The sequence below is a fragment of the Streptomyces echinatus genome, from assembly GCF_014203595.1.
Taxonomy (GTDB): domain Bacteria; phylum Actinomycetota; class Actinomycetes; order Streptomycetales; family Streptomycetaceae; genus Streptomyces; species Streptomyces echinatus.
Genome location: NZ_JACHJK010000003.1, coordinates 731,232 through 752,132, shown reverse-complemented (window position 1 = coordinate 752,132; position 20,901 = coordinate 731,232). Strand labels below are relative to the sequence as shown.

Here is a 20,901-nt window from a genome sequence, read left to right as displayed (position 1 = left end):
CGGCCGACGGGTCAGACCTTGTGCCAGCGGGCGTCGCACCAGGAGAAGACACCGAACGCCGCCAGGCCGAGCGCGACCACGGCGAGCAGCCAGGGTCCGGCCGGCAGATCCCGGAACCCCCGCAGTGTGTCGTCCATGCCCCTGGCCTCTCCCGGCCGGTGCCGGACGGCCGCGACGAGCGCGAACACACCGGCCGCCGCGAACACGGCACCACGGGCCGTACCGCCCGTCACCCCCAGGAAGTCGACGACCCGCTCGGTCCTGCCGGACATGTCACCGCCGCGCAGCTCCTCGCGGAACTTCTTCCGCACGGCCCGCACCGACATCCACAGCCCGGCGATCACCACCGCGGCGCCCACGGCCCCGACGAGCCACTGGCCGGCCGGCCAGTCCAGGACCCGGGCGGTGACGTCGTCGCTCTGCCGGTCCGACGACCCGCTGCCGCTGCCCCGGTCCCCGGCCGCGTACGAGAGCACCGAGTACGACACGAAGCAGTAGAGGACGAAACGGAACAGGGCGGCCGCCCGCCGGGACGGTTTCGACCCGTCGGGTCCCGCGCCGCCGAACACCGCCTCCGACAGCCCCCACAGCGCCATCCCGGCCAGCGCGATGCCCACGATCCACAGCATCACCGACCCGAGCGGCTGCCCGGCCAGCTCACCGAGGGCACCGCCGCGGTCGGCCTGCTGGCCGCCGCCGTCACCGCCGAAGGCGATCTGCAGCGCGATGACTCCCACGAGTACGTAGATCAGCCCGCGCGCCACGAAACCCGACCGGGCCGCCACGGACATCGCCGTGCTGTCCGCCGCCCGGCGCGCCCGGCCTCGTCCGCGCCACACCCATGACCGTGCATCCATATAGCGCCGATGCCCCCGCGACCGGGTCCGACACCTGCCCGCCGCGGCCGGTGCGGCCCGGCGCGCCGAACCGGCGATCCCGGTCAGCGCGCCCCCGCGCGGAAACGACCGGCGGATCGTCCCCGAGCGGCGGGCCGCGGCGGGTGACGCGGCAGCCGCCCGCCGCTCAGTACCGCGCACGCCCCGGCGCTGAGCAGCCCGCCGGTGAGGACGCCCGCGTCCCCTTCCGCACGGCCGCGCGGCCCCGCCCAGTCACGACAGACCAGCCGGACACCGTCCCGGACGACCACCCGCTCGGACCACGCCATGCCCACTCCCGTACCGTCGTTGCCGTGTCCGATCCTGCCGTACGCGGGTCGGGGCGACGGGGCCGGGGCGGGGCCGCCGGCCGACGCCGGCCCGGTGCGGGCACACGGCGGGTTCGCGGCGCGGTCGGCCGAACGCCCGCCCGGCCGTGGGCCGTTCACTCGCCTCATCGGCAACGTCCCGTAATTCGGCCGGATTTGTCCGCCATGCCGGGGCTCGGGAGAATCTCATGTGAGACCGTGTGGTCCTGGTTACTAGGATGTGAAACCAAGACAACCATGCGACCGGCCCGTTCGACGTGCGCCGGTCGGGGTCGCCGATGCCAGGGACCGCTCCCCGGGCTGCGGTGATCTTCCTTCCCAGGAGGACCCTCCGCATGTTCCGACGAATAGGCAGCGCCGTCGTCCGTCATCCCGTGTGGACGATCGTGGCGTGGCTCATCGCGGCGGTGGCGATCGTCGCCACCGCTCCGAGCCTGCCCTCGAACAGTGACGAAAGCAGTTTTCTACCCAAGAGTTACGAATCGATCAAAGCGGCGGACCTCCAGGAGAGGGCGTTCCCCAGCGCCTTCACTCCGTCCGCGATCGCGCTCTACCAGCGCACCGACGGCGGCAAGCTCACCGCCGCCGACCAGAAGGATGTCGCCCGGATCACGTCCGAGCTGGGCAAGAAGCACATCGACCAGGTGCAGAAGGTCGTCCCCGGCCAGCCGTCCGAGGACGGCAGGTATGCCATGACCCTGGTCCAGATGGACAGCAAGAACGCCGGTCAGCCCAAACAGGCCGACGCGGCGAAGGAGTTGCGCGAAGAGGCCAAGAATCTGGCCAAGGGCACGGATCTCGACGTCAAGCTGGGCGGCTCCGCCGCGCAGGCCCTCGACCAGCAGGATTCGTCCAAGCGTGGCCAGGCGTTGATCGGTATCGGTACCTTTGTCATCATTCTGGTAACGCTGTTGATCATCTTCCGTGCGCCGATTCTCGCCATCCTGCCATTGGTGCTGATCGGCCTGGTGTCCGCCGTCGCCAACGGACTGATCGCCTACGCCACCAAGCTGTTCGACCTCCAGGCCAACAGCTCGATCTCGTCCATCCTGATCGTCGTTCTCTTCGGCGTCGGCACGGACTACTTCCTGTTCCTGATATTCCGATATCGCGAAAGCCTGCGCGCGGGTGAGGAGCCCAAGGAGGCCATGGTCAACGCGGTCGGCCGGGTCGGCGAGGCCATCGCCTCGGCGGCGGGTGCCGTCATCATCGCGTTCCTCGCCCTGGTGCTCTCCACGCTGGGCTTCCTGAAGCAGATGGGCCCGGCGCTCGCCATCGCGGTCGCCGCCACGCTGGTCGCGGGCCTGACCCTGATCCCCGCCGTGGTCTCGCTCATCGGCCCGAAGGTCTTCTGGCCCTCGAAGTCCTGGCAGAAGGAACCGGAGAACGCCCGCTTCGCCGCACTCGGCCGAGGCGTCCAGCGCCGCCCGGCGCTCACCGCGCTGCTCTCCGGCCTCATCCTGCTCGCCCTGTCGGTCGGCACGTTCGGCTACAAGGCGACCTTCGACCTGGCGTCGGGCTCCATGCCCAAGACCAAGGAGTCCATGGTCGTCCAGGACGAGATGCAGAAGGCGTACTCGGCGGGCGCCGCGGCACCCACCGACGTCTACCTGTCCAGCACCGACGGCAAGCCGCTGGACAAGTCCGCCTTCGACGCGTACGCGCGGCGGCTCGGCGCGGTGGACGGCGTCGCGAGCGCCCGCATGGCCGAGGTGAACAAGGAGGGCACCACCGCGGACTTCACCGTCACGCTCAAGTACGAGGCGTCGACGGACAAGGCGATCGACGCCGTGGGCCGGGTCCGCGACGTCGCGCACTCGACGGCGCCCCCGGGCACCGAGGCGCTCGTCGGCGGCATGTCCTCGATCTTCAAGGACATCCACGCGGCGGTCAACCACGACTACAAGACGGTCTTCCCGGTCGCCGCCATCCTGATCATGGTGATCCTGGGCCTGCTGCTGCGCAGCGTGGTCGCGCCCTGGTACCTGATGGCCTCCGTGGGTCTCGGCTTCGGCGCGACCCTCGGTGCCACCGTGTGGATCTTCCAGGAGGGCCAGGGGCACTCGGGCCTGATGTTCATGCTGCCGGTGATCATGTATCTCTTCGTGGTCGCCATCGGCACCGACTACAACATCCTCATGATCGCCCGGCTGCGCGAGGAGGCCCGAGAGGGCCGCGATCCGCGCGAGGCGGCCGGTATGGCGCTGCGGCACGCCGGGCCGACCGTGGCCGCGGCGGGCTTCATCCTGGCGGCGACCTTCGCCACCATGATGCTGGCGGGCAACTCGCTGCTCTCGGAGATGGGTTTCGCGGTCTCCTTCGGTATCGCGGTCGCCGCGTTCGTCATGGCGATGTTCTTCACTCCGAGCCTCACGGCCCTGATCGGCCACGCCGCCTGGTGGCCGGGCCACGGGGACCGGGCGGAGGCCCCGGCCGCCGGCGCGGTCGCCGCGACCGCGGACTCCGCGCCGCGGGTGGATGAGGACCGGGACACCGCCCACGATCCCGCCGGGCGCCGCGGCTAGCGGCAGCCGGTGTGACCGGAGGAGTCCTGCCGGGCCTTGTGGCCCGGCAGGACTCCTTCGCGTTCCGGGACCTCCGGTGTACCGGTCAGCCGGTGGCGGCGCCCTGGAAGTAGTGGCCCTTGTCGAGGTCCGCGAGCAGGCCGGGCCGGACCGGTTCCCAGTCGAGGAGTTCGCGGGTGAGGGTGCTCGACGCGGCGGCGTCGAGACCTAGGACGCCACCCAGCCAGGCGAAGTGTCCGGCCGCGTCCTCGGGCGCCACGGATGCCACCGGCACGTCGAGGTGACGGCCGATCACCTCCGCGATGTCCCGGAGCGTGACGCCCTCCTCCACGGCGCCGTGCAGCACCGATCCCGCGGGTGCCTTCTCGGCCGCCAGCCGGAACAGACGGGCGGCGTCGAGCCGGTGCACGGCCGGCCAGCGGTTGGCGCCGTCGCCGAGATAGCCGGAGACGCCCTTGGCCCGGGCGGTGGCGACCAGGCTCGCCATGAAGCCGTTGTCCCCGTCGCCGTGGCAGGTCGGGGAGAGCCGCACCACGGACGAGCGAACTCCGCGCGAGGCGAGCGCGAGCACCGCCTCGGCGGTGGCCGCCCGCACCGAGACGGCCGAGCCCTCGGTCGCGGGCCTGTCCCGCTCGGTCGCCACCCGCCCGGGCGCGACACCGAGCAGCCCGGAGGCGAGGACGAAGGGCCGGCCGGTGCCGGCGAGGGCGTCGCCGAGGGCGTCTGCGGCGCGGCGATCGGCCTCGGCGGCGCCCTGGAAGTCCCCGCCGAAGGCCAGGTCGTGCTTGAAGGCGAGGTGGATCACGCCGTCCGAGGCGGCGGCCGCGTCCCGCAGGACGTCGAGGTCGTCGAGGGAGCCGCGGACCGCCTCGGCCCCGGCCGTGGCGAGCGCTTCGGCGGCGGTGTCGGACCGGGCCAGACCGACGACGTGATGTCCCGCCTCGACGAGATCGGGCACGAGGGCGGAACCGATCCAGCCGGACGCCCCGGTCACGAAGATACGCATGGGTGGAACCCCAGACTCTCGATGTCAGTGACTGTCATCGACCCTAGCACCCGATGTCAGTCACTGCCGTCACGTAGGATCTGCGCATGGGCAGATGGGAGCCGAACGCGCGCGAGCGCCTGGCGGAAGCGGCGTTGGGGCTCTACGGCGAGCGCGGGTACGAACAGACCACCGTGGCGGAGATCGCCAAGCGGGCCGGGCTGACCGAACGGACCTTCTTCCGGCACTACGCCGACAAGCGCGAGGTGCTGTTCGCCGGCTCCCGCGACCTGCAGGAACTGTTCGTACGGGCGGTCGCCGACGCCCCGGAGAACGCGGCACCCATCGACGCGCTGGCACTCGGGCTCCACGCGGTCTGCGCGGTCTTCGCCGACCGGCGGCCCTTCGCACGCGCGCGCCACGCCGTGATCACGGCCAACGCGGAACTCCGGGAACGCGAACTCATCAAACTCGCCTCGCTGTCGGCCGCTCTCGCCGACACCCTGCGCCTGCGCGGAGTCGCCGAGCCGGCCGCGAGCCTGGCCGCCGAGGCCGGGGTGTCGGTCTTCAAGGTCGGCTTCGAACGCTGGATCGCGGCGGCCGAGGACCGGGACCTGGCCCAGCTGGTACGGGAAGCGCTGACCGAGCTCAGGGCCGTCGCCGCGGGGAGCTGAGCCCCCTCCGGACGGGACGGTCGCCGGGCGGCGAGCGCGGTGCCCAGCCGGCCCGGACGGCTCCGGCGGCAGGCCCGGCCGGCCTCACGCCCTGACGGCGGGCTTCAGCACCTCCTCGCACCACTGCCGGAACGTCGTCGGCGTCGTCGACTCCGCCGTGCGCGGCTCGGCGTTGTCGAGGCCCCGGTTCTTGGCGTCGAACATGTCGGCCATCGCCTGCGCCATCGCCTCGCTCGTCCCGAAGCCGGTGAGGCGGTCCTTGAAGGCCGCCCCCGGAACCTGACGGTAGTCGATCCGGGTGCCGAGGACCTCGGAGAGGATCCCCGCCATCTCGCGCGGTGACAGGTCCTCGGGGCCGAGACACGCCACCTCGCCCGCCCCCTGCCAGGATTCGTCCGCCAACAGCCGCGCGGCGGTGGCGGCGATGTCACGCGTGGCCACGAGGGGGCTCTTCAGGTCCGGGTCGGTCATCATGGAGAACACGCCCTGGTCCCTGATCGCACCGGCCTGGTGCAGCAGGTTGTGCATGAAGGACGGGCAGACGACCGCGCGGTAGGCGACCCCCGAGGCGGCGATCAGGTCGTCCATCGCCAGCGAAGCGGTCACCGGACCGGCGTGCTCCGCCATCGGCGTCCCACGGCCGAGCGCGGAGATGCCGACGACCCTGCCGACGCCGTGGCGGGCGAAGGCCGCGCACGCCGGGCGGGTGAAGCCGGTGTAGGCGGCCTCGGCGTCCGGCGCGGCCGGGTCGGCGGGCGCGAGCCAGAAGACGGCCTCGGCGCCGGCACACGCCCGGTCGATCACATCGGTGTCGCCGTGCGAGCCCACGACGAGTTCGACGCGCTCGCGGACCTCGGGAGCGAGCCGCGAGGCGTCCCGGGCGACGAGGCGCAGGTGCTCCCCGCGGTCGAGCAGGTCGTCCACGAGCGGACGGCCGATGGCGCTGGTGGGCGCGGTGATCACGAGCATATGAGGTGTTTCCTCTTCCTTGGGGCCGAAGGGGGGCCGGCCGGCGTCCTGGGGCCGGCCGGCGGGTTTCGCGACAGCGGCTGAGCCGGGGTCAGGACGGGCGCGGGAGATACGCCAGCCCGTGGGCGCCGGGCTCGCCGGACTTGGCGATGTCGAGCCGGGCCAGACGCTCCAGCGTCTCCAGGTCGACGACGTCGACGACGGACGAGACGACGCACGCGACGTAGCCGATCCGGCCGTCGGGGGACGAGGTGATGGTCAGCGGGCCCAGCCCGGTCTCCAGCTCGCCGAGCCGCCGACGGCTGTCCGCGCAGAACACCGACAGACGCCCCGGCGCCTGCCGGCCGAGCAGGTACACCGGGTCCGGCTCCATCCGCATCTCACCGGCGAGCAGCTTCCCCGTCGACGTCACATGCACCGGCATGACGACGTTCTCCGCGGGCAGCGTGTCGACCACCGAGGCCGTCCTGGTGTCGATGACCCGGATGCCCTCGGCGGGCCGCTCCTCGCCGTGGCCGGAGAAGGCACCGGCGTAGGGCGCGGCGACGAACACCAGTCCGCCGTCGGCCGAGACGGCGAGTCCCTCGCTGCCCGGCACCTCGATCTCCGCGGTCATGACGCCCCGTTCGAGGTCCACCACCGACACGAACGGCGCCTCCTTGTTGGTGGCGTACCCCGTCCTGCCCGCCGGATCGACGGCGAACCAGTGCGGGCCCGGCGCGCCCGTGTCGATCCGGCCCACCGGCCGACGGGTCGCCGTGTCGATCACGACCACACCGCCCGGCCGGTCCGCCGAGCCCTCCACACTGACGTAGAGGCGACGGCGGGCCGGATCCAGTGCCAGCCCGTGCGGCCCGTGTTCCGGCGCGAGGTCGACGACCTCCACCACGCGGCGGGTGCCGGGGTCGATGACGGTCACCTCGGTGCGCCGGCCGCCGTTCGCGTGGTAGTAGCCCGAGCGGTACGCCGAGGTGCACCACAGCAGCCGCTCCGTCGGGTCGAAGCACAGCTCATGGGGCTCGGCGAGGACGTCGGTCGTACCGAGCAGCCGGTCGGAGGCGGCGTCGAAGAACGAGACCGTCGCTCCGCCCTGGCTGACGACCGCCAGCACATCGCCTTCTCGGCCGGCGCGGGCGGACTGGTGCGTGGGGAGACGGGAGGGCTGTTGCATGAAAGGAGGGCTCCTCGGACGAGTCGTCGGCGGGCCGCGCGTCCTCGGCGGCCACTTCCACTCTCCGCACCCGGGAACGCCGTATCAATGCAATGATCGGCATCAAATCATTGACACAGACGCAAAATTGCAGCTCAGGAGCTCGAATGGACCTCAATCTGCTGCGAGTTCTGGACGCCCTGCTCCAGGAGAACAGCGTGACCCGCGCCGCGGAGCGCCTGGGCACGTCCGCCGCGGCGGTCAGCCGCACGCTGGCCCGGCTCCGCCGCGCCGTCGGTGACCCGCTGCTCGTCCGCGCCGGGCAGGGAATGGTCCCGACCCCGCGGGCCCTGGAACTCCGGGACGAGGTCGCCGCGTTGCTGCGCAACTGTGACGACGTCCTGCGGCCCGGCGCCGGTTTCGACGCCGCGCATCTGCAGCGCACCTTCACCGTGCAGGCCACCGACCTGCTCCTGACGGGACTGGCCGGCACGCTGACCGACCGGATCCACGCGGAGGCCCCGCGGGTGGACGTCGTCTTCCTGCCGGAGGCGATCGAGGGCGGGCCGGGGCTGAGGCAGGGCTGGGTGGACGTCGAACTGGGCGTCCTCGGCCACCTGGACCCTGAGGTCCGGACCCGGCAGCTGACCCGGGCGACGCTGGTCGGCGTCGCCCGCGTCGGTCATCCGCTGTTCCACGGGCGCGTCGACGTACGCCGGTTCGCGGCGGCCGACCACATCGGCATCTCCCGGCTCGGCAGGCGCCTCGGGCCCATCGACAGCGCTCTCGCGGAACGCGGGCTGCGGCGCCGTGTCGCGGTCGTCGTGCCCAGCCACACGAGCGCGATGCTGCTCGCCCGCGACACCGACCTCGTCGCGCTCACCCTGGCCGACTGGCTCCCCGGCACCATCGCGGCACTGGGCCTGCGCACCTTCCCCATCCCTCTCGACCTGGCCCCGCTCGACTTCGGCATGGCCTGGCACCCGCGCAACTCCACCGATCCGGGCCACCGTTGGTTCCGCGACCATCTGGCGGCCGCGGTCCTCGCGCCGTCCGGGACGGGGGACGACGACAGCGGTCGGGGGCCCACGGCGGTGAGCGGCGGGGAGTGATCCGCGCACCGGCGCGGCCGTGGGTGTGCCGGCGAGCGCGGTGTCCGGCGTGCGGGGAGCGTACGGCGTGCCGGGAGCGGGAGTCCGGTGCCGGCCGGCGCTCCGACGCGTTGCCGGCACCGTGGCCGACGGGCGCGCGTGACATGCTCGTGTGAGCCCTGGACGCGCCCCCTTCCGCGCGACCAGACTGCGCTGTCGGCGGGCAGGCGCTCGGGCCGCCCGCACGTCGTCCCGAGCCCCAGGAAGGCAGGTCGGCCGCTGTGCTGTTGCGTCTGCCCACGTCCGTGCCGGAAGCCCAGGAGTGCCTCGCCGAGGGAGCCGTGCCCATCGGCGGGGCCACGCTCGTCTGGGCGACCTGGCAGCGCGACGGATTTCCCGAACTCGCCATATCCCTGCGGGAGTTGCCCGAGGCCAACGCGATAGGCGCGGGGACCGTCGGCAGCGCCGTGGTCCTGCACCGCATCGACGACCGGGTGCCGGACACCCTGCGGCTGGCCGCCGCCACGGTCGGCACCGGCGCCGTGCGGCGGACGGCGACGGTCGGCGGCAACCTCGTCGGCAGCACGCTGCGTTGTCTGCTCCCGCCCGCGCTCGTGCTGGACGCCCGCGCCACCGTCCTGGAGTCCGACGGCGTCCGCGAGGCGGACCTGGCCGAGGTGATCGCCAAGCGTCCCCTGTTGCTCGGTCTGCGCTGGCACACACCGATCGCCTCGGCGTACCGCAAGCTGCCCGGTGAGGCCGGCGGGGCGCCACCCCTCGTCGTGGCCTCCGCCCTGCACGCCGGCGACGGGACGCGGCAGCGGCTGCGGGTCGCCGTACGGGACGGCTACGACGTGCTCAGCGGCACCGTCCCCGTCGGCGCCGACGCCGAGGACACCCTCGACGCCCTGCGCGGCACGGCCCTCGGCGACCTGCCGGCCGCCGCCTGGGACGTCGCCCGCCCACAGGTCCTCGGCCTGCTGGAGCACGGCACCCCGGCCTGAACGGTCCACTGAGCAACCGCCGCCCCCGCTCCCGGCGCAACGGCCTCCGCGACGGAGACCTTGCGTTCCCTGCGTCAAGGGCTCCGCCTTTGCGGTCCGGGCGAATCCGGTCCCCGCTTTTTTGCGGTCTCCGCAAAGAGGCTGGCCGGTGGATGTACTCCTGGCCGAGCCTGAGCCGGTACGACCCGTGTACCGGAGAGGCGGACGATGACCGTGACGGCGAATTCCCCTGTGCGACCCACTGTGTTGAGCAGACGCAGACGCTGGACGGTGCTGGCCGTCTGCTGTCTGAGCATGTTCCTGGTCGGCCTGGACACCACCGTGGTCAACGTCGGTCTGCCCGCCATCGGGCGCGGCCTGGATGTCGGGACCCGCAGCCTGGAGTGGACCGTGGACGCGTACACCGTGGTCCTGGCCGGCCTGCTGATCTCCTCCGGCGCGCTGGCGGACCGGTTCGGGCGCCGCCGGGTGTTCCAGTGGGGGCTGACGGTGTTCGGCCTGGCCTCGCTGGCCTGCGCGCTGGCCCCGTCGGTGGGCGCGCTGGTCGCGGCCCGCGCGGTGCAGGGGGCCGGCGCCTCCATGCTGAGCCCGGTGGCCCTGGCGATCGTGGTGAACGCGATGCCCGATCCGCGGGAACGGGCCCAGGCGATCGGTGTCTGGGCCTCGGTGTTCGGCCTCAGCATGGCGGCGGGCCCGGTCACCGGTGGCGCCCTCGTCGCGGGCCTCGGCTGGCGGTCGCTGTTCTGGATCAACGCTCCGGTCGTCGTGGCCGCCCTCGTGCTCAGCGCGGTGTTCGTGCCCGAGTCCAGGGCGCCGAAGGCGCGGCGGCCGGACGTCCCCGGGCAGCTGCTGCTGATCGTGACCATCGGCGTCTGGGTCGGCGTCCTGATCGAGGGCCCCCGCGTCGGCTGGTCGTCGCCGGCCGCGCTGACCGCCTGCGCCGTCGCCGTCGCGGCGACAGCGGGATTCGTCCGGGTGGAGCTCCGCCGCCCGGAGCCGCTGATCGACCCCCGGCTCTTCCGGGGGCCCGCGTTCAGCGGCGCGGTGCTGGGCGCCGTGGCGGTCTTCGTCGCGCTGAACGCGGCACTCCTGCTCAACACGTTCTACCTGCAGCACACCCGGGGATTCAGCCCGCTGGCCGCCGGCACGGCGACCCTCCCCATGGCGGCCGGGGCGATGCTCTGCGCACCGTGGTCGGGCCGTCTGGTCGGCCGGGTGGGCCCGAGGCCGCCACTGTGGCTGGCGGGCGGCTTCCTCACCGCCGGCGGGCTGTGCCTGGCCGGGCTCGGACCGCACACGAGCCTCTTCCTGCTCCTGTTCGCCTACCTGCTCATCGGCGTCGGTTTCGGTTTCGCCAACGCGCCGATCACCAACACCGCGGTCGGCGGGCTGCCGCCCGACCGGGCCGGCGTGGCGGGCGCGATCACGTCCACCGCACGCCAGGCCGGCGCCGCCCTCGGCATCGCCCTCGCCGGCGGTCTCGTCGCCGGCACCGGCCCGGCGGGACTCGCCCGTGCCTCCCGTCCGGGCTGGTTCCTGGTCGCCGCCTGCGGAGTCGTCGTCCTGCTGGTGGCCTGGGCCGCGCGGCCGAAGGCGGGGGTGCGGAACGAGGTGCAGGGCACGGCCGAGGTGGCGCGGGCACGCTGAGCACCTTGTGGGCTTACGCGCCGCCGGGGGCGTGGCATCGTGGCGGGTATGGCGACAGCGGTGGACCTGGCGGTGCTGGTCGGGCTGCAGGCCTCCGGGAAGTCCACCTTCTACGCGCAAGTCCTGTCCGACCGGTACGAGCTGGTCGGCAAGGACCTGTTCCCGCGCGGTGCCCGGAACAAGCAGGGCAGGCAGATGCGGCTGGTGGTAGGACACCTGGCGGCCGGACGGGCCGTGGCCGTGGACAACACCAACCCGTCGGCCGAGGAGTGGGCCCCGCTGCTGGAGGCGGCCCACGCGCACGGGTCGACCGCGACGGCCTACTGGTTCCCGCCGGACGTCGCGGGCTGCCTGCGGCGCAACGCCGCGCGGGAGGGCCGCCACCGGGTCCCCGACGTCGGCGTCCTCGCCACCCTGAAGCGGCTGCGCAGGCCGTCGCCGGCGGACGGGTTCGACGCGGTGCACGAGGTGCGGTTCGACGGGCGGGGCGGCTTCGAGATACGGACGTGAGCCATGGGCGTCCCAGGACGCCGGCGCCCCGTCCTGCCCGGACCCGGCCGACTCGATGACCGCCGGGCGGCCCCGCCGAGAGCGCCCCGGCACCGCGAACACAAGGCCGGCGCGGTCTACCGATTCGACGCCGCGCGGGATACGCCTGGAAGCGCGGCCTTCGCCGAGGCCGTTTCCCTTGGAAGGAGCCCACCGTGGACGGATGGTACGTGGACGACCGCTGCACGAACTGCGACGTGGCCCGGCAGTTCGCGCCCGGGCTGATCGGTGAGGTCGACGGGAGGTCGCGGATCCTGCGCCCGCCGGCCGACGAGGCGGAGAACCGGCGCTTACACGCCGCGGTCTTCGCCTGCCCCACCCGCTCGATCCGGCCGCTGACCGGCCGCCCGGACCAGGCGCTCGACCCGTTCCCGCTGGCCCTGGACGACGGGGTGCTGATCTGCGGGCACAACTCGACGCACACCGCGGGCGCCAACTCCTACCTCCTGCTGCGGCCCTCCGGCACCCGGATGATGATCGACACGCCCCGCTGGAGCCGTGAACTGGCCGAGCGCTGCACGGCGTCGGGCCCCGTCACCGATGTGCTGCTCACCCATCGCGACCACGCCGCGCACGGCCGCCGCTACGCCGACCACTTCGGTGCCCGGCTGTGGATCCACGAAGGCGACCTCGACGCCGCTCCGGACGCGGACCGGGTGATCCGCGGACTCGACCCGCTGGAGATCGCCGAGGGCGTCACGGTCCACCCCCTTCCCGGGCACACCCGGGGCAGCGTCCTCTATCTGGCCGACGACCGCTACTGCTTCAGTGGCGACAGCTTCTACTGGTCGCGTACGACCGGTGATCTGGAGGTCGCCGAGAGCGTGACCTGGTACTCCATCGAGGAACTGGCCGGCTCCCTGGCGAGGACGGCGGGGAGGCTGCGGTTCGAGTGGGTCCTGCCGGGTCACGGGGACCGGCGCCGCCTGCCGGCCGACGAGATGTCCCGGCGACTGCACGGCCTGACGGAACGCACACGGCTGCTGCGTCCGCGGCCCGTCGACTTCACGGCCGTCCGCTGGTGAAGGAGTCTGGAGCCGACCGGTGACACGGCGCCGGCCTGCTGTGATGTCTCCCACGTGCTCTTGTCGTGGCGGGAAGGGCTACCTAAGTTCGGTGATATGTCCGCCCAGAACGCCCCCCTCCCCGACGAGCCGGTCGACTTCGCCGTCGACCTCACCGACCACGAGATGACCCGGCGAGCTCACGTCATGGCCGCACTCGGTGCCGACTGGGACCCCGTCGAGATGATGCGCCGGGAGGAGGAGGCGTACGACATGCTGTACTCGGGCCTCGACGAGGAACAGCAGCGTGTGTACGACACCCTCGTCCGTGCCGGTGTCCTCCCGCGGCGCGGGGACGGCCGTGCTACCGCTTGATCCGCAGGCGGACATCGGCCGCCGGGCCTGGGTGACCTGCCCGAACTGCGAGGATCACCGGGGATGCGCCACGTGCGCACAGGGCCGCAGGTGCGCGGACCACTGGCGCTACCTGCTCACGAACACCGGAAGCCTCCTTCATCTGCAGTGCCCCTCGTGCACCCACATCTGGGACCACGAGACGGGTTTCGGCGCCACCCGCACCCGCTGGACCCGCACGACCAGCGGCCTGCGCCGGAAGTGAGGGGACATCTCCTCTCCGTCCGCTGGGCCGGGCACGCGGGGTGCGCGGCGATCCGGTCAGCGGGGGGCGCCGTGGCGCGTGTGACGGGGTCGGCGTGCCGGTGCGGTCATTGATTCGAGTCGGGGTCCTGGGCGGGCGCCGTGGTCGTCTTCGTGGTGCTGAGCCTGTTCCAGGGCGCCCGGGTGACGCGCCGGATGGGCCGGATCTGGCCCGCGGCCGAAACCATGGGCGGCGCCGACCGCGCGGCCGTGGTGCGTGCCACCCGGCGGGGCGAGGCCATCGGTGATCCCCGGCTGGCGCCTTCGGTCGTCGAGTACGCCGGTGCCCTGCGGCGGGCCGCGGAGGAGGACCGGCCGCACCTCCGAGTGGTCCTGCTCGTCACCGTGCTCGCGCTCGCCCTCGCCGTCCATGACACGCTGACGGGCTCCATGGGCGAGATCATCGTCTCGTGGCTGATGGTCGCGCTCCTCGTGGCCGACCTGGTGTGGTGGCCGCGCGGACGGGCCCGCCTGCTGGCCCGTGCCGACCGGGCGGAGGCGTCGGCCCGTCCCTGACCCGGGCGGCCGTACGGGGTGCGGGGTTCGAGCGCGTCCTCGACCCGATGGTGGTTGAATGTGAAACAACTATCGGGCTGAGAGGTGATCCACGATGAGCAATGCCGAGGCGGCACCCGTGGAGGTGCGATGCGGTACGACGGCGGGCGGCGAGGCGCCGGCCGGGACGGCCCGCGTCGATGTCCTGACCCCGCGTGACGTTCCCCTGGGCGGCCCGCGCGCCATGACCGTACGGCGCACCCTGCCGCAGCGCACCCGCACCCTGATCGGCGCCTGGTGCTTCGCCGACCACTACGGCCCGGACGACGTCGGCGACACCGGCGGCATGGATGTCGCCCCGCACCCGCACACCGGTCTGCAGACGGTGAGCTGGCTGTTCAGCGGGGAGATCGAACACCGGGACAGCCTGGGCAGCCATGCCTTCGTACGGCCCGGCGAGCTGAACCTCATGACCGGCGGACACGGCATCGCCCACTCGGAGGTCTCGACCCCGCGGACCACGGTCCTGCACGGCGTGCAGTTGTGGGTGGCGCTGCCGGAGGCACACCGCCGTACCGCACGCGAGTTCCGGCACCACGTTCCCGAGCCCGTGACGGCCGACGGCGCCGAGATCCGGGTCTTCCTGGGTTCACTCGCCGGGGCCGTGTCACCGGTGCCCACGTTCACGCCTCTGCTCGGCGCCGAGATCGTGCTGCGTCCGCGGGCGTCCGTCACGCTCGCCGTGGACCCCGGCTTCGAGCACGGTCTCCTCGTCGACGAGGGAACCGTCCGCCTGAACGAAGTACCCCTCAAGCCCGCGGAGTTGGGCTACGTCCAGCCGGGCCCCGGCACGCTGACCCTGATCAACGAGTCGGACACCGCCGCACGGACGGTCCTCCTCGGCGGAACCCCCTTCGAAGAGGAGATCGTCATCTGGTGGAACTTCATCGGCCGCAGCCACGAGGACATCGTCAAGGCCCGCGAGGACTGGCAGAACTCCTCCGACCGCTTCGGTGCCGTCGAAGGCTATCCGGGGGACCGTCTTCCGGCCCCCGTCCTGCCCCATGCCACCATCAGGCCGCGCGGAAATCCTCCGCGCGACCGGCGTGACCAACTGTCCGACACCACAAAGTGAGTTCGGCAATCCCACGGTCCTGCCCCGCCGCGGGTCACGACGGCGAACAGGGCGGGGAACCCTCTTCGCGCCGGACCCCCAGCTCGCCCACGGCCCGGGAGTGCGGTGGCAGAGCGGCCGTGGTGAAACCGCTGACGTCTCCGCCGCCCGCCACGACCACGGGGGCGTCGTCGAAGTCGTATGTGATGCTCCGTGAGTCCCCGGCTGAAACCCGCCTCCCGTAACGGCGGTTGCGTGCCGGGCGGTGCCGCGCCGAGGGCTCATCGGCGGTGGGCGGTGACAGCGATGGCGGGCAGGAGCGAGAGGGCGAGGACGCCGCCGGTGAGGGCGAGGACGGGGTAGCCGGTGGCCGCGACCATGAGGCCGGACGCCATGCCGCCGGTGGTGCCCGCGATGGAGATGGAGACGTCGACCATGCCCTGGGTCCTGGCGCGGGTGGCGAGCGGCACGGTCTCGGTGATGATCGCCGTGCCGGCGACCAGGCCGAAGTTCCAGCCGAGGCCGAGCAGGGCGAGCGCCAGGGCCGGCAGAGCGACGGAGTCGCCCGGGGCGGTGGCGGCGACGACCCCGGCGGCCGGCAGCGTGCAACCGGAGGCGGCGGCCACCTTCAGGTGGCCGTAGCGGTCGACCAGCCGGCCCGTCAGCGGTGAGGGCAGGTACATGGCACCGATGTGGACGGCGATGACGAGGCCGGAGGCGGCGGTGCCATGACCGTGGTCGTGCAGGTGGACCGGTGTCATCGTCATGATCGCGACCATGACGAGCTGGGTGAGGACCATCACGAGCGCGCCGAGGACCACGCCGCCACCGCCCGAGGGTGCCTCGGGACTCTCCGCGGCGGTGGGGCGGGCGGTGGCGTCGGCCGGCGCCGGACTCGCGAGGGTGCGGGCGAGGAGCAGCGGATCGGGCCGCAGTCGCAGGGCGAGGACGAGGGCGGCCAGGGCGTAGGCGAGACCGGCGAGGAGGAAGGGCCCGGCCAGCCGGGGGATGGCGAGAGCCTCGGCGAGGGTGCCGGTGGGGGCCGTCAGGTTGGGTCCCGCCACCCCGCCGAGGGTGGTGGCGACCAGGACCGTGGACACGGCCCGGGCGCGGTGGCCGGGGCGGGCGAGGTCGGCTCCGGCGTACCGGGCCTGGAGGTTGGTGGCGCTGCCGGCACCGTAGACGAACAGGGCGACGAAGAGCAGGGCGGGACTGTCGAGGGCGGCGGCCGTGATGACGCCCGCCGAGCCGATGGCCCCGGTGAGGTAGCCGGCGGCCAGGCCGCGGCGACGGCCGTGGGTCTGGGAGATCCGGCCGACGACGACGGCCGCCAGCGCGGACCCGGCGGTGAACAGGGCGCTGGGCACGCCGGCGAACCCGGTGGAGCCGAGCATCTCCTCGGCGAGGAGGGCGCCGACGGTGATGCCGGCGGCCAGCCCCGAGCCGCTGAGGAGCTGGGACGCGACCAGGACCCGCAGGACGCGGCGCTGTGCCCGGTCCGGGTCGGATAGGGGGCCCGTCGTGCCGGTGCCGCTGTCGGATCGGATGCCGGTCATGCCTCTCCCGTCTGCCATCGGTCCCTCGCACCCTGCCATGCCACGGGTCCGGCCGACGAGCCTCACCGGCGCCGCTTCGGCCGGGCCGTACCGCCGGTTCCTTGCAGGGACCCATGGGCAGCGGCAACTCACGTGCGGTGTTCACCGGTTGGCGCCGGGCGTTGTTCAGTGGCCGTGCTCGGTGTGGTGTGCCGAGGAGGGCGTCGCCGAGGTGTCCGGCTGCTGGGCCGGCCGGTCCACCCGGACGGTGAACGCGGCGGTGTGGACTTCGCCGGCGTGCTTGAAGTCCAGGAACAGCCGGTAGCTGCCGGGGCTGGGGGCCGAGGTGGTGAAGGATATGGCCGGCCCGGGCCTGGTCGTACCGTCCCCGGGTTCGCCGTGGGGGTGCACGTGCAGGTAGCCGAGATCCCCGGAGCGCAGTGCCACCAGGTGGCCGTAGGCGCCGAGATAGGGCTGGAGGTCACGCACCGGCTCGCCGTTCCTGGCCACGCTCAGGGTCAGTTCGCTGTCCCCGCCGGCGGCGAGACGGCCGCGGAGACTCACCTCGTACCCGTCGACCACGGTCGTGGTGCCGGGGGCCGGCAGGGGCGCCGGCCGGTAGGTGCCCGACGCGGTGAGGTCGGCGCCGAGAGTGAGCCCTTCGCCGCCCCGGGGAGTGAAGTCGGCGAAGACCCGGTAGGCACCGGCCTCGGGCAGCTCCAGGGGCGTGGACCAGGTCCCGTCGGCTGCGCGGGTCGGATGCAGGTGGCGGAAGAGGGACAGGTCGCGTGAGGCGATGATCAGGTGGAGTTCCTTCGTGTGCTCCTCCTGGTAGGCGGTGAGCGCCCGCCCGGTGGCGTCCCGTACGACCGCGAACCGCAGGTCGGTGCTCCGGCCCGCCGTGACGGCCGGGGTCTTCAGGTCGAGGGTGTAGCCGCCCTGGGACGTCTGAAGTCCACCGGGCGCCGCGGCGGGGCCCGGCCCTCGGCCCACGCCCCGCACGGCGTCCGCGTGTCCGTCGTGCGCCGTGCTCCCGGCCTGGAGGGAGATCTCGCCGACACCGCCGCCGACACCGTAAGCGATGCCGAACGCGGCGGCGAGCACGGCGGCGAAGGTGGTGATCCGCAGCCCGGTGTTCATGGTGACTCCTCGTCTGTTGGCCGTCCGCAAGCGGCTCGAAGGCCTTCAACATACCCCAGGGGGGTACGGAGTCAAGCGTGCGATTCCTCGGTCCCGAGCCTCCCTGCGTATACGGGTCGGGGGTATCCCTCTGGGCCGGGCCCGCTCGGGCGGGGGGTCCCTCGAAGTCAGGGCGCGCCGCGCCGCCGTCGATATGACACCGCGTCACTTGATGATTACGCTGCGCATGTGATCGGGTCATGGGTCGGCTGCGGCGGCCGCGCGGGACGCTCCCGCCGTGCCGCCCTGTTGGTCGGGCTGGTCCTGGTGATCGCCGCCCATCTCACCGGCGCGGTGCACGCCTGCTCCCTCGCCGGGGCGGACCCGAGTCCCGTGGTGGCGCAGGACGTTGCGCACACGGCGGACGCAGCCGGCGAACCGGGCCCGCAGGGCCCGCACCCCGGCCACCGGCACGCGGCGGACGGCCACCTCGATCACACGGCGGACCGGCCGCGCGCCGCCCTGGACGACACCGGACTCGGGGACGAGGCACCCCAGCCGGTACTTCCCGCGGTCTCGCGCGGACGCCAGGCGCACACCGGGAGGAGCGGGCGGCCCGGCGTCCGGCGTCACCGCGCGCACCGCTCCGCACGCGCGCTCGTCCGCGTGCTGCGGCAGTAGGCCGGCGCCCGCACGCCCCGGGCCCGCCGCGGACCGGGACATGCCGAGCGCCCCGCCCCCCTCGCACGGCGTCCGCCGCACCGCCGCCGGACGCGAAGGAGCCGTTCCCTCATGCACCCCTCCCTGCCCGAACCGTCCGGGACGCGTACGCCGCGTCCGCCGATCGCCCGGCGCCCCGCCCAACTCGTCGGCAACACCCCGGTCCTGTGGGTGGACGAGCCGTTCGCCCCGCCCGGCCGGGGATTCCACGCCAAGCTGGAAGGCGCCAACCCGGGGGGCCTCAAGGACCGGCCGGCCCTGCACATGATCGGCGAGGCCCGTCGGCGTGGCGACCTCGCGCCGGGGGCGCCGATCGTCGAGTCGTCCAGCGGCACCCTGGGGCTCGGCCTCGCCCTGGCCGGACTGACCTATGGCCACCCGGTCACCGTCGTGACCGACCCCGGCATGGAACCTCCCGTGCTCCGCCTGCTCACCGCCCTGGGCGCGCGCGTCCTCCAGGTCGGCGCGCCGCACCCCGAGGGCGGCTGGCAGGAGGCGCGCCGCGAGCGCGTCGCCGGCCTGCTGGCGCGCACCCCGGACGCGTACTGCCCCGACCAGTACCGCAACCCCGACAACGCCACCGCCTACCGGCCCCTCGCGGCCGAGCTGATCACCCAGCTCGGACGGGTCGACGTGCTGGTGGCGGCGGTCGGCACCGGCGGACACTCCGCCGGAGTGTCCGCCGCGCTGCGCGAGGTCTTCCCGCGGCTGGCACTCATCGGCGTGGACTCGGTCCGCTCGGCCGTCTTCGGCCAGCCGGCCGGGCCGCGGCTGATGCGCGGCCTCGGTTCCAGCATCCATCCCGACAACGTCGACTACGCGGCCTTCACCGAGGTCCACTGGGTGGGGCCGGCCGAGGCCGTCTGGGCCTGCCGGCAACTCGCCCGACGCCACTACGCCTCCGGCGGCTGGAGCGTCGGGGCGGTGGCGCTGGTGGCCGGGTGGGCGGCCCGGACGTATCCCGCCGGAACCCGGATCGCCGCGGTCTTCCCCGACGGCCCGCACCGCTATCTCCAGACGGTCTACGACGACGCCTGGTGCCGCGAGCACGGACTCCTCGGGCAGCCGGCGCCCTCCGGGCCCGACGAGATCGCCGAGCCGGACGCGCGCGTGGTGACGCGGTGGACCCGGTGCGCCCGGGTCCGCGACCCGCTCGCCCGCGATCTGGCGAAGGCGGGGGCCCGGTGAGGCGTCTGTGGGCCCAGTCGGCCTCCTTCGACCGTCCGGCCCGGCTGTTGATGGTGAACCAGTTCGCCATCAACCTGGGCTTCTACATGCTGATGCCCTACCTGGCCGACCATCTGGCCCACGGCCTCGGGCTCGCCGCCTGGGCGGTCGGCCTGGTGCTGGGGGTGCGCAACTTCTCGCAGCAGGGCATGTTCCTGGTCGGCGGCACCCTCGCCGACCGCTACGGCTGCAAGCCGATGATCCTCACCGGATGCGCCCTGCGGTCCATCGCGTTCGGCCTGCTGGCGGTGGCGGGTTCGCTGCCCGCCCTGGTGGCGGCTTCGGCGCTGACCGGTCTGGCGGGCGCGCTGTTCAATCCGGCCGTACGGGCGTATCTCGCGGCGGATGCGGGGGAGGAGCGGCGGGTGGCCGCGTTCGCCGCCTTCAACGTCTTCTACCAGGCGGGCATCCTGATCGGCCCGCTCGCCGGACTGGCCCTGCTGAACTGGGACTTCAGCGCGGTGTGCACCGTCGCGGCGGCCATCTTCGGTGCCTTGGCCGTACTGCAGTCCCGTGCCCTGCCCGCCCGGCCCCCGGCCGGCCGTGGTGCCGAACCCGCCTGGCGGGCGGTCGCCGCCGACTGGCGCGCCGTCGCCGCCAACCGCCCCTTCCTCCTCTTCGCGGCCGCCATGAGCGGCTCCTACGTCCTTGCGTTCCAGGTGTATCTCGCCCTGCCGCTGCACGCCCGCGCACTCTTCGGCCGCCACGCCGGCGCGGCCACCGGCGCGGTCTTCGCCGCCTCGGCGCTGGCCGCGCTGGCGGGACAGCTGAGGCTGACCGGGTGGGCCCAGCGGGTCCTGTCCGGGCCGCAGACCGTCGCCTGCGGACTGGCGGTCATGGGCGCCGCCTTCCTGCCCCTGCTGCCGCGGGCGCACGGCGCCCTGGCCGGCGCGGCCGCCCTGACGGGCTGCGCGGTCCTGCTGGCCTGGGGCGGGGCGCTGCTCTACCCGTTCGAGATGGACACCGTGGTACGGCTCTCCGGCGACCGGCTCGTCGCGACGTACTACGGCGCCTACAGCACCGCCTCCGGGATCGCGGTCTCGCTGGGCAACCTGGCCGTCGGGGCGCTGTTCGACACCGGGATCGCCTGGCTGCCGTGGGCGGCGCTGGCCGCGACCGGGCTCGGCTGCGCCGGCCTGGTCGCGGGGCTGCACCGGGCCGGACGCCTGGGGGCGAGGTCCGTTCCGGTGCCCGGATGACTTGCCGCCAGATAGGGGAGGGGGGTATACCTG

General features: G+C 73.5%; 20 protein-coding genes. 14 read left to right on the top strand and 6 right to left on the bottom strand.

The window, feature by feature from the left end:
- Nucleotides 1-11: 11 nt before the first annotated feature.
- Nucleotides 12-791 carry a DUF1206 domain-containing protein gene (locus FHS34_RS12125; RefSeq protein ID WP_225817362.1) on the bottom strand — a complete coding sequence of 260 codons (780 nt, stop codon included), beginning with the start codon at nt 789-791 and terminating at the stop codon, nt 12-14.
- Nucleotides 792-1,539: 748 nt separating this feature from the next.
- Between FHS34_RS12125 and FHS34_RS12120 the strand changes: the two genes are divergently transcribed.
- A complete protein-coding gene (locus FHS34_RS12120) occupies nt 1,540-3,729 on the top strand; it encodes an MMPL family transporter (protein ID WP_184964072.1) in 2,190 nt (729 codons plus the stop codon).
- An 85-nt stretch (nt 3,730-3,814) separates the two neighbouring features.
- Here the strand turns inward: FHS34_RS12120 and FHS34_RS12115 are convergent, their stop codons facing one another.
- On the bottom strand, nt 3,815-4,735 hold the full coding sequence (locus FHS34_RS12115) for an SDR family oxidoreductase (protein ID WP_184964070.1): 921 nt from the start codon (nt 4,733-4,735) through the stop codon (nt 3,815-3,817).
- Between the two features lie 86 nt (nt 4,736-4,821).
- Here FHS34_RS12115 and FHS34_RS12110 point away from each other — a divergent pair, with 86 nt between their 5' ends.
- Nucleotides 4,822-5,388 (top strand): TetR/AcrR family transcriptional regulator, encoded by a 567-nt coding sequence (locus FHS34_RS12110; RefSeq protein WP_184964068.1) that lies wholly within the window; start codon nt 4,822-4,824, stop codon nt 5,386-5,388.
- Nucleotides 5,389-5,472: 84 nt separating this feature from the next.
- Here the strand turns inward: FHS34_RS12110 and FHS34_RS12105 are convergent, their stop codons facing one another.
- Both FHS34_RS12105 and FHS34_RS12100 read right to left on the bottom strand, forming a co-directional pair.
- Nucleotides 5,473-6,357, bottom strand: a complete 885-nt coding sequence (locus tag FHS34_RS12105; protein WP_184964066.1) for an NAD(P)H-binding protein — start codon at nt 6,355-6,357, stop codon at nt 5,473-5,475.
- Between the two features lie 91 nt (nt 6,358-6,448).
- Nucleotides 6,449-7,528 carry a YncE family protein gene (locus FHS34_RS12100; RefSeq protein WP_184964064.1) on the bottom strand — a complete coding sequence of 360 codons (1,080 nt, stop codon included), beginning with the start codon at nt 7,526-7,528 and terminating at the stop codon, nt 6,449-6,451.
- 146 nt (nt 7,529-7,674) lie between these two features.
- On the opposite strand from FHS34_RS12100, the gene FHS34_RS12095 reads away from it, so the two are divergent.
- From FHS34_RS12095 to FHS34_RS12060, 9 genes are all read left to right on the top strand, one after another.
- Entirely contained in the window at nt 7,675-8,619 is a 945-nt protein-coding gene (locus FHS34_RS12095; RefSeq protein WP_184964062.1) for a LysR family transcriptional regulator, read from the top strand.
- A gap of 260 nt (nt 8,620-8,879) precedes the next feature.
- Nucleotides 8,880-9,602, top strand: a complete 723-nt coding sequence (locus tag FHS34_RS12090) for an FAD binding domain-containing protein (protein ID WP_184964060.1) — start codon at nt 8,880-8,882, stop codon at nt 9,600-9,602.
- 243 nt (nt 9,603-9,845) lie between these two features.
- A complete protein-coding gene (locus tag FHS34_RS12085) occupies nt 9,846-11,249 on the top strand; it encodes an MFS transporter (RefSeq protein ID WP_225817407.1) in 1,404 nt (467 codons plus the stop codon).
- A 48-nt stretch (nt 11,250-11,297) separates the two neighbouring features.
- Nucleotides 11,298-11,759: an ATP-binding protein gene (locus FHS34_RS12080; protein ID WP_184964057.1), complete on the top strand. Its 462-nt coding sequence runs from the start codon at nt 11,298-11,300 to the stop codon at nt 11,757-11,759.
- A gap of 194 nt (nt 11,760-11,953) precedes the next feature.
- A complete protein-coding gene (locus tag FHS34_RS12075) occupies nt 11,954-12,823 on the top strand; it encodes an MBL fold metallo-hydrolase (protein WP_184964055.1) in 870 nt (289 codons plus the stop codon).
- Nucleotides 12,824-12,919: 96 nt separating this feature from the next.
- A complete protein-coding gene (locus FHS34_RS12070) occupies nt 12,920-13,177 on the top strand; it encodes a DUF6400 family protein (RefSeq protein WP_184964053.1) in 258 nt (85 codons plus the stop codon).
- The gene (locus tag FHS34_RS42515) at nt 13,164-13,421 is read left to right on the top strand and encodes a hypothetical protein (protein ID WP_225817361.1); all 258 of its coding nucleotides are present in this window, start codon (nt 13,164-13,166) and stop codon (nt 13,419-13,421) included. Before FHS34_RS12070 ends, FHS34_RS42515 begins: the two co-directional genes overlap by 14 nt.
- A gap of 140 nt (nt 13,422-13,561) precedes the next feature.
- Nucleotides 13,562-13,975, top strand: coding sequence for a hypothetical protein (locus FHS34_RS12065; RefSeq protein ID WP_184964051.1), 414 nt, complete (start codon nt 13,562-13,564; stop codon nt 13,973-13,975).
- 94 nt (nt 13,976-14,069) lie between these two features.
- On the top strand, nt 14,070-15,089 hold the full coding sequence (locus FHS34_RS12060) for a pirin family protein (protein WP_184964049.1): 1,020 nt from the start codon (nt 14,070-14,072) through the stop codon (nt 15,087-15,089).
- A 260-nt stretch (nt 15,090-15,349) separates the two neighbouring features.
- On the opposite strand, the gene FHS34_RS12055 is transcribed toward FHS34_RS12060, so the two are convergent.
- Both FHS34_RS12055 and FHS34_RS12050 read right to left on the bottom strand, forming a co-directional pair.
- A complete protein-coding gene (locus FHS34_RS12055) occupies nt 15,350-16,624 on the bottom strand; it encodes an MFS transporter (protein ID WP_184964047.1) in 1,275 nt (424 codons plus the stop codon).
- Between the two features lie 165 nt (nt 16,625-16,789).
- Entirely contained in the window at nt 16,790-17,743 is a 954-nt protein-coding gene (locus tag FHS34_RS12050; RefSeq protein ID WP_184964045.1) for a DUF8832 domain-containing protein, read from the bottom strand.
- A gap of 228 nt (nt 17,744-17,971) precedes the next feature.
- Here FHS34_RS12050 and FHS34_RS12045 point away from each other — a divergent pair, with 228 nt between their 5' ends.
- The 3 genes from FHS34_RS12045 to FHS34_RS12035 all read left to right on the top strand — a co-directional run bounded on the left by FHS34_RS12045 (nt 17,972) and on the right by FHS34_RS12035 (nt 20,868).
- The gene (locus tag FHS34_RS12045; RefSeq protein ID WP_184964043.1) at nt 17,972-18,403 is read left to right on the top strand and encodes a hypothetical protein; all 432 of its coding nucleotides are present in this window, start codon (nt 17,972-17,974) and stop codon (nt 18,401-18,403) included.
- A gap of 111 nt (nt 18,404-18,514) precedes the next feature.
- Nucleotides 18,515-19,630, top strand: a complete 1,116-nt coding sequence (locus tag FHS34_RS12040) for a PLP-dependent cysteine synthase family protein (protein ID WP_184964041.1) — start codon at nt 18,515-18,517, stop codon at nt 19,628-19,630.
- Nucleotides 19,627-20,868 carry an MFS transporter gene (locus FHS34_RS12035; RefSeq protein WP_184964039.1) on the top strand — a complete coding sequence of 414 codons (1,242 nt, stop codon included), beginning with the start codon at nt 19,627-19,629 and terminating at the stop codon, nt 20,866-20,868. The genes FHS34_RS12040 and FHS34_RS12035 overlap by 4 nt, the downstream gene beginning before the upstream one ends.
- Nucleotides 20,869-20,901: the final 33 nt, after the last annotated feature.